This is a genomic window from Actinomadura sp. GC306 (assembly GCF_004348665.1).
Classification (GTDB): domain Bacteria; phylum Actinomycetota; class Actinomycetes; order Streptosporangiales; family Streptosporangiaceae; genus Spirillospora.
The window spans coordinates 1-9985 of record NZ_SMKM01000246.1; the positions used below are offsets into that span (position 1 = coordinate 1).

Here is a 9985-nt window from a genome sequence, read left to right on the forward strand (position 1 = left end):
CCGCTTGACCCGCCCCCGCCCCGCTCCTTAAAACAACGGCGCTGACCTGCGGGAACGTCAAACACCCTCTATGGTGCGCGCAAATTTTCGAGTACCGTTCAGGCGTGCCCCCTAACGTTGAGGTACGCCGAAGCGCCAGACGCCGTCGAACGGTGTCCGCCTACCGCGACGGCGACAAGGTGGTGGTGATGGTTCCGTCCAGGCTGAGCAAGGCCGAAGAGGAGCAGTGGGTCGCGACCATCCTGGAGCGGCTCGCGGAGCGGGAGCGCCGCCGGCGCCCCACCGACGCCGACCTGCAGGTACGGGCCCGGGACCTGTCCCGCCGCTACCTCGACGGCCGCGCCGACCCCGTCAGCGTCCGCTGGGTCGCCAACCAGCGCACCCGCTGGGGGTCGTGCACCCCCGACGACCGCACCATCCGGCTGTCCACCCGGCTGCGCGGCATGCCGGCCTGGGTCGTCGACTACGTTCTCGTCCACGAGCTCGCGCACCTGCTCATCCCCGGGCACGGCGCCGACTTCTGGGAACTGGTCGGCAGGTACCCGAAGGCCGACCGCGCCCGCGGCTACCTGGAGGGCGTCGCCGCCGCCGCGCACCTGCCCCTGGAGGCCGACGCGCCCGACGGCGAGTTCGGGCCCGAGCCCCGGCCGGCGCACCGCGGCGACGGACTGCACCCCGGCGAGGGATACCCGCGCGAGGTCGCCGGGTGACCGACGGCCCGGCCGCGCCGCCTGGAATGCCGGCGCGCTTCGCCGCGGTGCTGTCGCGGCCCGCCCGCCCGGCGGACGTGCCGCCCGGCGTCGACCCCGCCGAGTTCCGCCTCGCCCTGCTCGAAGACACCTACGAGGTCGTGGCCGGCCTCGAACTGGTCACGTCCGCCCTCGTCCTGGACCCGCCCGACCAGCCGGACGCCGAGGCCGTCACCTGGCCCGGCACCCCGATCGTCCGGGAGGCCACCCTCGGCGGAGCGTTCGCCGCGCTGCACGCACTCGGCGCGGACGCCGCCGTGCTCGTCGCACCGGACGCGCCCGACCTGCCGCCGCTGCTGATCGGCAAGCTGTTCCGCGCGCTCGGCGGCGCCCCGGCCGCCGCCTGCCGAGCCGACGGCGCCACCGGCCCCGGCGGGCTCGTCGCCCTCGCCGCGCGGCTGCCGCTGCCGGACTGGCTCGCCACCGCCCTCCGCGACGTCGACCTCGACACTCCCGACGCGCTGGCCCGGCTCCGCGCCGCCGCGCCGCGGCCCGGCCTCGTCCCGCAGGGCCCGGCCTGGCACCGCCTCCGCACCCGCGACGACCTGCGGCTTCTCGACCCGGGCCTGGAAGGCTGGGAGAACACCCGCGCCCTCCTCGAAGGCCACCCGCTCACCCGCTGACACCCGCCGCGCGGGCCGGATCACGCGGGTAGGGCGACCGCCTGCGCGACGAGCCTGCGGAGCGCGTCGTCGGTCGGCTCCGGCAGCTCGTCCACCGGGAACCAGCGGAGGTCGTCCGACTCGTCGCTCACCGTGTGCCGGGCCCCTTCCGGGGCGATCGCGACGTACTGGACGTCCAGGTGCCAGCTGCCCTGCGGATGGCACCCCACCGCGTGCCGGTCCAGCCGGACGGGGTCGGGCAGCAGCCGCAGCCCCCCGATGCCGGACTCCTCCGTCGCCTCCCGCAGCGCCGCGCCCGCGAGCGTGGCGTCACCGGGCTCGCAGTGCCCGCCGAGCTGCAGCCACGCCTTGACCTTCGCGTGCAGGGTCAGCAGGATCCGCGTCCGGGACGGGTCGAGGACGGCGGTACTGGCCGTGATGTGCCCGGCCGCGCACTCCCGCCACATCCCGTCCACGGGATGCTCTTCCAGATGCCGCAGGAACTCCGCCCGCACGCGCTCCTGCCCGGCATCGGGCGCCTCCCAGGCCGACAGAACCCGCACGGCGTCAGCATGCAACACCCCAGCCGTCACCAACGCGCGCCCAAACAACGACCCCACGGAACCTCGCCGGAAAACGCCGCCTCCACGAAAGAACCGGCTTGCGGCAGACGGCGTCCTGCGCGTGACGGCTTCATCACGTGCGGCCTCCCGAGACTCCGCTGGAGGACGCCGTCTTTGCGGAAGTGCCGGCTTCCGGGTGGCGGCGTCCTGCGTGTGAGGTCTCCATCACGCGCGGCCTACGCGGGGGTAGCGGGAGTTGGCGGGGTGGCGGCGGCGCCGCTCCTGGTCGATCGGCCGGTGCCAGCACAGGCTCGCCCGCGCTATCCGGCGCCTGACCGCGTTCATCGACGAACCGGGCGAGTACCGGCAGCCGTGCACGCGCGACTCACGCGAGCGGCTCATGCCCGAGACCCGCCGTCGCCCGGGCCGGCGTCGGGGCCGTCGTCCTTGTCGTCCTTGTCGTCCGGCTTGCCGGGCTCGCCGTCCTCCTGGGACTTGGTGAGCTCCGACAGGTCGAGGTCGGACAGGCCCTCGATCTCCTCCCGGCCGTGCACGAACCCGTCCGGGTCGTCGAGGTCCTCGGACGTGGGCAGCAGGTCGGGGTGGTTCCACACCTCGTCCCGGCCCTGGGCGCCGCGCACGTCGGTGAGGGTCCGCCACAGCGTCGCCGCCTCGCGCAGCCGGCGCGGCCGCAGCTCCAGGCCGACGAGCGTCGCGAACGTCCGCTCCGCCGGGCCGCCGGTCGCGCGCCGCCGGCGCACCGCCTCGGCAAGCTTCACCGAACCGGGCAGCCGGCCGTCCGCCGCGTCGTTGACCACCGTGTCGACCCACCCCTCGACCAGCGCGAGGGCGGTCTCCAGCCGGGCCAGCGCCGCCTTCTGCCGCGGCGTCTCCTCCGGCTGGAGCTGGATCTCGCCGCCGAGCGCGTCCTGGATCGCCTCCGGGTTGCTCAGGTCGAGGCCCTGGACGGCCTGCTCGATGCCCGACAGGTCGACCGTGATACCGCGCGCGTACTCCTCGACCGCGCCCAGCAGGTGCGACCGCAGCCACGGGACGTGCTCGAACAGCCGCTGGTGGGCGGCCTCCCGCAGCGCCAGGTAGACCCGGATCTCCTCGCCGGAGATCTCCAGGCCCTCGCCGAACGCCTCGACGCCGGCGGGCAGCAGCGCGCCCACGCCGTCCGGCGCGAGCGGCAGGCCCACATCGGCCGAGCACGTCACCTCGCGGGCCAGCGCGCCGAGCGCCTGCCCGGCCTGGCCGCCGACCATCGCCCCGGCCATCTGCTTGACCATGCCGATCAGCGGGCCGGCCATCGCCTGCATGTCCGCGGGGATCTCACCGCCGCCGAGCGCGCCGCCCATGGAGTCGACCATGCGGGTCGCGATCGGGTCGCACACCTTGGCCCACACCGGCAGCGTCTTCTCGATCCACTCGGACCGGCTCCACGCCTGCGGTGTCCGGACGCCGGCGGGCAGCGTCGTCTTCTCGTCCAGCCACAGGTCGGCCAGGCGCAGCGCCTCCTCGACCTGGCGCCGCTCGGTGTCGACCACCGACGGGTCGCCCTGCTCCACCACCTGGTGCCGCGCGATGTTCTTGGCGAGATCCCAGTTCAGCGGGCCGCCGCCCGCACCGCCCGCGCCCTGCCCGCCGATCATGTCCGCGAACCGGTGCAGCATGTCGGCGAACTGCGCCATGTCGCCGCCCATGCCCTTGAATGGATCCTGGGGCCGGTCGTCGTCTCCGTCGCCGGGACGGTTGAAGCCGAAGGGAGTGTCACTCATCGGATCGCCCCTGGGATGCATGATGGGCTCATATCCGCAACGTTAGCCGGTCACGGCGAGGTCGCGTACACAAGGAAGGGGGCACCCCCGTGGTAACGGGCAAGGTTCGCCCTCGGCGTAGCAAGGGCCCGGTCGTCGCCGTCACCGGCGCGGCCACCGGAACGGGGCGGCTGCTCGCCGCCCGGCTCGCCGAACGCGAAGAGATCCGCAAGGTCGTCGCCATCGACGCGCACCGCGGTGACGTGCCCGGGGTCACCTGGCGTGTCGTCGACATCCGCGACCCGCTGCTCCCCGGCCGGCTCGCCGACGTGGACGTGCTCGTCAACCTCGACGTCGAGCACTCCCCGGACGCCGGCCCCCGCGACCGCCGCACCCACAACGTCCGCGGCGCGCAGACCGTGGTGACCGCGGCCGCCGCCGCCCGCGTCCGCCGGGTGGTCCTCGTCACGTCCACGATGGTGTACGGCGCCGCGCCCGGCAACGAGCTGCCCCTCCCCGAGGACGCGCCGCTGCTCGCCGAGGCCGACGCCAGCGTCGCCGGCGACTTCCTGGAGATGGAGGAACTCGCCGCGACCGCGCCGGTCACCCACCCCGGCCTGGACGTCACCGTCGTCCGCCCCGCCGCGCTCGCCGGCCCCGGCGTCGACACCGTCGTCACCCGGCACTTCGAGGCGCCGCGCCTGCTGACGGTCAAGGGCAGCACGCCCGGCTGGCAGTTCTGCCACATCGACGACCTCGCGTCCGCGCTGGACGTCGTCGTCACCGACGAGATCGCCGGACCCGTCGCGGTCGGCTGCGAAGGCTGGCTCGGCCCCGCCGAGGTGACCGAGATCACCGGCAAGCGGACGTTCGAGCTCCCCGCCGCCCTCACCTTCGGCACCGCGCAGCGCCTGCACCGCCTCGGCATGACCCCCGTCCCCGCCACCGACCTGCACTACGTCGCCTACCCGTGGGCGGTCGACTGCGCCCGCCTCCGCGCCGCGGGCTGGAAACCGGGCTACGACAACGCCGCCGCGCTGCGCGCCGTGATGGAGGAGACCGCGGGCCGGCACGCCGTCGTCGGACGCCGCGTCGGCGGCAAGGAGGCCACCGTCGCGACCGCCGCCGGCGCCACCGTCGCCGCCCTGGGCGCCGCGGCCGCCCTCCGCCGAGCCCGCAAACGCCGCACCCCCTGACCCCCTGCGGACGGCCACGCCCCGTTCGACGCCGCCGAACGCCCCGGCGGAGAGGTGAGAAGCGAGCGGCCCGCCCCCCTGGAGAGGGAGGCGGGCCGCGTCGTTCCTGCTCGTTGGCGCTAGTTCTCGGTCGGGGTGGCGGAAGGCGACGGGCTCGGCGAGGACGCCGGCCTCGCCTGGCCGGCCGCGGCCAGGGCCGCCTGCGCGTCCTTGATCCGCTTCCAGGCGTCGCCCATCGCCGGGTAGTCGCCGTTCTTCTGCGCCGCCTCGTAGTCCGACACGGCCTTCTGCAGATCGCCGATCGCCTTCTGCGTCGCCGCGCTCAGCTGCTGCGGCGCGTCACCTCCCGCACCTTCGTCCCCGCCGCCGCCGTCGCCGTCGCCGTCCGGTTCGGGCTCCGGCGGCGCCGCCGACGTCGAACCGCCGAGGATCTGCTCCAGCGCCTCGTCGAGGGTGTCGGCCGCGGCGATCCGGTCGCCGTACCTCGCCAGGATCTTGCCGAGGATCGGATACGGCTGCTGCTCCGTGCCGCCCGCCGCCATCGTGTACATCGGCTCGACGTACAGCAGGCTCCCGCCGAACGGGATCGTCAGCAGGTTGCCGGGCACGGTCTTCGTGCCGCCCTGTCTCAGCGCGAACAGGTCGGCCTTCACCTGCGTGTCCGTCTCGAACGAGTTCTGCACCTGCCCCGGGCCCGCGGGTTGCGCGTTGCGCGGCATCTGCAGGATCTGGATCTGCCCGTAGTCGCGGCCCGGTGTCGACCCGACCGCCATGAAGGCCGCCAACTGCGGGTTGTTGCGCGGGTTGAACACCGTCGTCAGCGAGAACGACGCCTCGTCCTGCCCCGGCATCCGCAGGCTCTGGTAGTACGGCGGCTGCCGCTTGCCCTTCGCGGACGGGTCCTGCGGCACCTCCCAGAAACCCTCGCCGTTGTAGAACGCCGACGGGTCCGTGACGTGGTACTTCGCGAGGATCTTCCGCTGCACCTTGAAAAGGTCCTGCGGGTAGCGGAAGTGCGCCTCCAGCTCGGGCGGGATCGACGAACGCGGCTGGACGGTGTCGTCGAACACCTTCATCCACGTCTTCGTGATCGGGTCGTTCTCGTCCCACTGGTACAGGTGCACGGTCCCGTCGTAGGCGTCCACCGTCGCCTTGACCGAGTTCCGCATGTAGTTGACGTGGTCGTCGGCCTGCCGCGCCACCGCCGACCGCGTGTCGGTGATGGTGTCGCGGGTCGCGTCGTCGAGGCTCGTCTCCTCCGAGTACGGGTAGCTGTTCGTCGTGGTGTAGCCGTCCAGGATCCACAGGATCCGGCCGTTCACCACCGCCGGGTACGGGTCGCCGTCGAGGGTGAGCCACGGTGCGGCCTTCTGCACCATGTCCCGCGGCGCGCGGTCGTACAGCAGCTTCGCGTCGTCGTTGATCGCGCCGGACAGCACGAGGTTCTTGTCCTGGAACTTCGTCGCGTACAGCAGCTTGTGGAAGAACGAGTCGATCGCGACGCCGCCCTGCCCGTCGTAGTTGTTGCTCTGCTGGCCCGACTCGCTGTTGTCCGGGTAGTTCAGCTCCTGCTGGCCGCGCCCGCCGACGATCGAGTACGTCGCCGAGCGCTCGCCGAAGTAGATCTCCGGCCGGTCCAGCTTGATCTTCTGGTCGGGGGAGACCGGCATGTTCTTGGTGATGAAGTCCGGGACGTTGCCGTCCGCGAAACGGTCTCCGTACGCCGACACGAACCCGTAGCCGTGCGTGTAGACCATGCGGTCCTTCACCCAGCTGCGCTGCCCCTCCGGCGCGCCCGACAGCTCGCGCAGCGCCACCACCGTGTCGACCAGCTTGCCGTCGATCTGGTAGCGGTCCACGTCCAGCGTGTCGGGGAACTGGTAGAACGGCCTTATCCGCTGGAGCTGCTGGAACGTCTCGCCCACCACGTTCGGGTCGAGGACGCGGACGCCGCCGAGCCGGTCCGCCTCCTCCTGGAGCTTCTTCGGGTCCGTCACGGGTTCCTGCCCGTACTGGACGACCTTCGCTCCGTCCACGCCGTAGGCGCGCCGCGTGGCCTCGATGTTGCGCGAGATGAACTCGCGCTCCTTGGCCAGCTCGTCCGGCTTGACCTGGAACTGCTGGATCAGCAGCGGGTACACCCCGCCGAGCAGGATCGCCGACAGCACCAGCAGCGTGAACCCGACGCCGGGCAGCATCATCCCGCGGCGCAGCAGGTTCGAGAAGAACATCGCGGCGCAGATCAGCGCGATGACCGCGAGGATCGTCTTCGCCGGGACCAGCGCGTTCACATCGGTGTAGGACGCGCCCGCCGTCACCCCGCGTTCGGAATGCACCAGCCCGTACCGGTCGAACCAGTACGCGACGGCCTTCAGCAGGATGAACACCCCGAACAGCACCGAAAGGTGCGCCCGTGCGGGCGGGCTGGCCTTGTCGCCGGGCCCCTGCAGCCGCAGGCCCCCGTACAGGTAGTGCACCATCACCGCGGCCACGATCGACAGGATCACCGTCGCGAAGACCACGCCGATGACCAGCCGCAGGAACGGATATGTGAAGACGTAGAAGGACACGTCCTTGTTGAACTGCGGGTCCTCCACGCCGAACGGCGTCCGGTTCAGGAACGCCAGCCACACCGGCCACTGGCTCGCCACCGACGAACCCGTCAGCAGCCCCAGCACGCCCAGCATCGACCAGGCGATCAGCCGCCGGCGCGGATCGATCACCGCCCGGTACCGCTCCAGGCCCTGCTGCTCCACCGACAACGGCCGGTACGCGGGCCGCAGCCGGTAGGCGACCGCCATGTTCGCGCCCACGACGAGCGCCATCAGCAGGCCCGCCCCGAGGAACAGGACCACCTTCGCCTGGAGCTGGGTCGTATAGACGTCCGCGAACCCGATGGACCGATGCCACAGCAGGTTCGTATAGATCGACGTGAAGACCAAGAACACGGTCAGCAACACGGCCAGCACCACCAGTATCGGTAGCATCAGCCGCGTCCGTCCGGTGCCGAGCCGGCGCCCGAAACCGGGAGTCCGGAAGGTCAAGAGGGCCCCTCCGATCGAGTCTCGCTCACCGGCCGCCCGCCGGTCCTGTAGATGCAACTTACCGACTCACGCGGGGGTTCCCGCACCTCCCCGCACCGAATGCGGGGAAGATGGAGCCGTGAGCCTTCTGGAAGAAGTAGTCCTGGATCTTGAACGTCATTCGGCCCAGGAGGGCTGGGACAGCGCGCCACGGCTGTACGCGCTCGTCCGCAGCACCGAACTGCGCCGCGCCGAACCCGAACTCGCCGATCAGCTCGGCCTGCCTCCCGATGCCGACACTCTAGCCGCACTCGAACAACCCGCCCTCCCCGAGCGCGACGGCTTCGAACACGCCCTCGCCGCCATCGCCTGGCCCGACGCCGTCGAAGGATGCGCCCTCGTCATGGAACGGGTCGTCCTCCCGCCCGAAGCCGAGGACGACATCCCCGAAGACGAAGCCGAAGCCGCCGAATTCGCCGCCACCCACCCCGGCCGCGAAGACGTCCGCATGGTCGTCGGCGTCCTCCGCGACGGCCACCGGCACGCCGCCCTCCGCCTCCGCCGCCACGACAGCGACGACGAGGTCCTCACCGGCCCCGACCTCGTCCCCGCCCTCGCCGAGGCCCTCGCCGCCACCTTCGAACCCGACGAGCCCGCGGAAGGGTAGCCTGCGAACCGTGACCCACGACGGTGAGAACGCAGACGGTGCCGGCCCCGACGGCGTCATCCGGCTGACCGGCGTCCGCGACACGCCCCTGTCCATCGACGAGGCGTACGCCGCCGTCCGCGCCCCCGGCGCCGGCGGCATCGCCGTCTTCGCCGGCACCGTCCGCGACCACGACCACGCCCGCGCCGTCACCGCGCTCGCCTACAGCGCCCACCCCACCGCCGAACAGCAGCTCCGCGCCGTCATGGAGAAGGTCGCCGCCGACCACCCCGTGCACGGCCTCGCCGCCGTCCACCGCGTCGGCGACCTGCGCATCGGCGACATCGCCGTCATCGTCGCCGCCTCCGCCGCCCACCGCGCCGAAGCGTTCGCCGCCGCCCGCCACCTCATCGACGACCTCAAGGCGCACGTCCCCATCTGGAAACACCAGACCTTCACCGACGGCGGAGACGAATGGGTCGGCGCCTGCTGAGCGCCGCGAGCGCATAGAGTTTCCGGCATGTCCCGCCGTGCCGCCACGCTCTCCGTCGCGAGCGTGCTCGTCCTCCTGCTCGCCGTCGTCGGGTCCGTCATGCCGGTGCCGTACGTCGCCCTCACCCCCGGGCCCACCAAGAACACCCTCGGCACCGACGACGACGGCCGCCCCCTCATCAAGATCGACGGCCGGCGGACCTACCCCGACGAAGGCCACCTCAACTTCACCACCGTCACCTACCGCGGCGGCCCCGGCGGACGCATCGACCTGCTCACCGCCCTCACCGGCTGGCTCGACGGCGACACCGCCGTCGTCCCCGAAGAGACGATCTTCCCCAAGGACGAATCACAGAAGCAGGTCGAACAAGAGAACACCCGCCAGATGCGGGACTCCCAGCAGAGCGCCGAAGCCGCCGCCCTCCGCGAACTCGGCGTCCCCGTCACCACCCGCGTCGTCATCGAGGACGTCCAGAAGGACCGCCCCGCCGACGGCGTCCTCAAACCCGGCGACCAGATCACCGCCGTGGACGGCGCCAAGGCCACCAGCGTCCCCCAGATCGTCGACGCCATGGCCGCCCACGACATCGGCGACACCGTCACCGTCACCTACAAGCGCGGCGGCAAAGAACAGCAGGCCACCCTCACCACCGTCGCCGACCCCACCGGCCGCCGCGCCGTCGTCGGCATCGTCCTCGCCGACCAGTACGACTTCCCCTTCGAGATCGACATCAGCGTCGGCGACATCGGCGGCCCCTCCGCCGGCCTCATGTTCAGCCTCGCCATCGTCGACAAACTCACCCCCGGCCCCCTCACCGGCGGCAAATTCATCGCCGGCACCGGCACCATCACCCCCGACGGCGAAGTCGGCGCCATCGGCGGCATCCAGCAGAAAATGATCGCCGCCCGCGAAGCCGGCGCCACCATCTTCCTCACCCCCGCCGACAACTGCGC

General features: G+C 72.3%; 10 protein-coding genes. 6 read left to right on the top strand and 4 right to left on the bottom strand.

All coding sequences use genetic code 11. The features are described from left to right. The first annotated feature begins 152 nt into the window (after positions 1-152). The gene (locus tag E1200_RS26395; RefSeq protein WP_131954775.1) at positions 153-710 is read left to right on the top strand and encodes a M48 family metallopeptidase; all 558 of its coding nucleotides are present in this window, start codon (positions 153-155) and stop codon (positions 708-710) included. Further along, positions 707-1372 (top strand): hypothetical protein, encoded by a 666-nt coding sequence (locus tag E1200_RS26400; RefSeq protein ID WP_243708842.1) that lies wholly within the window; start codon positions 707-709, stop codon positions 1370-1372. The genes E1200_RS26395 and E1200_RS26400 overlap by 4 nt, the downstream gene beginning before the upstream one ends. A 20-nt stretch (positions 1373-1392) precedes the next feature. On the opposite strand, the gene E1200_RS26405 is transcribed toward E1200_RS26400, so the two are convergent. From E1200_RS26405 to E1200_RS26410, 3 genes are all read right to left on the bottom strand, one after another. Further along, positions 1393-1914, bottom strand: a complete 522-nt coding sequence (locus tag E1200_RS26405; RefSeq protein ID WP_131954776.1) for an NUDIX hydrolase — start codon at positions 1912-1914, stop codon at positions 1393-1395. Between the two features lie 225 nt (positions 1915-2139). After that, complete coding sequence (locus E1200_RS33975) at positions 2140-2316, bottom strand: hypothetical protein (RefSeq protein ID WP_165950465.1); 177 nt, start codon at positions 2314-2316, stop codon at positions 2140-2142. Next, a complete protein-coding gene (locus tag E1200_RS26410; protein WP_131954777.1) occupies positions 2313-3695 on the bottom strand; it encodes a zinc-dependent metalloprotease in 1383 nt (460 codons plus the stop codon). Before E1200_RS26410 ends, E1200_RS33975 begins: the two co-directional genes overlap by 4 nt. Positions 3696-3784: 89 nt before the next feature. Between E1200_RS26410 and E1200_RS26415 the strand changes: the two genes are divergently transcribed. After that, a complete protein-coding gene (locus E1200_RS26415; RefSeq protein ID WP_131954778.1) occupies positions 3785-4870 on the top strand; it encodes an NAD-dependent epimerase/dehydratase family protein in 1086 nt (361 codons plus the stop codon). Positions 4871-4989: 119 nt separating this feature from the next. Here the strand turns inward: E1200_RS26415 and E1200_RS26420 are convergent, their stop codons facing one another. After that, positions 4990-7857 carry a UPF0182 family protein gene (locus tag E1200_RS26420; RefSeq protein WP_243708843.1) on the bottom strand — a complete coding sequence of 956 codons (2868 nt, stop codon included), beginning with the start codon at positions 7855-7857 and terminating at the stop codon, positions 4990-4992. 175 nt (positions 7858-8032) lie between these two features. Between E1200_RS26420 and E1200_RS26425 the strand changes: the two genes are divergently transcribed. From E1200_RS26425 to E1200_RS26435, 3 genes are all read left to right on the top strand, one after another. Further along, positions 8033-8560, top strand: coding sequence for a PPA1309 family protein (locus tag E1200_RS26425; protein WP_131954780.1), 528 nt, complete (start codon positions 8033-8035; stop codon positions 8558-8560). A gap of 58 nt (positions 8561-8618) precedes the next feature. Next, positions 8619-9032, top strand: a complete 414-nt coding sequence (locus tag E1200_RS26430) for a molybdenum cofactor biosynthesis protein MoaE (RefSeq protein WP_207933557.1) — start codon at positions 8619-8621, stop codon at positions 9030-9032. A gap of 27 nt (positions 9033-9059) precedes the next feature. Further along, positions 9060-9985, top strand: a 926-nt coding sequence (locus E1200_RS26435; RefSeq protein ID WP_131954782.1) for a PDZ domain-containing protein, incomplete at its 3' end; no start/stop codon positions are given.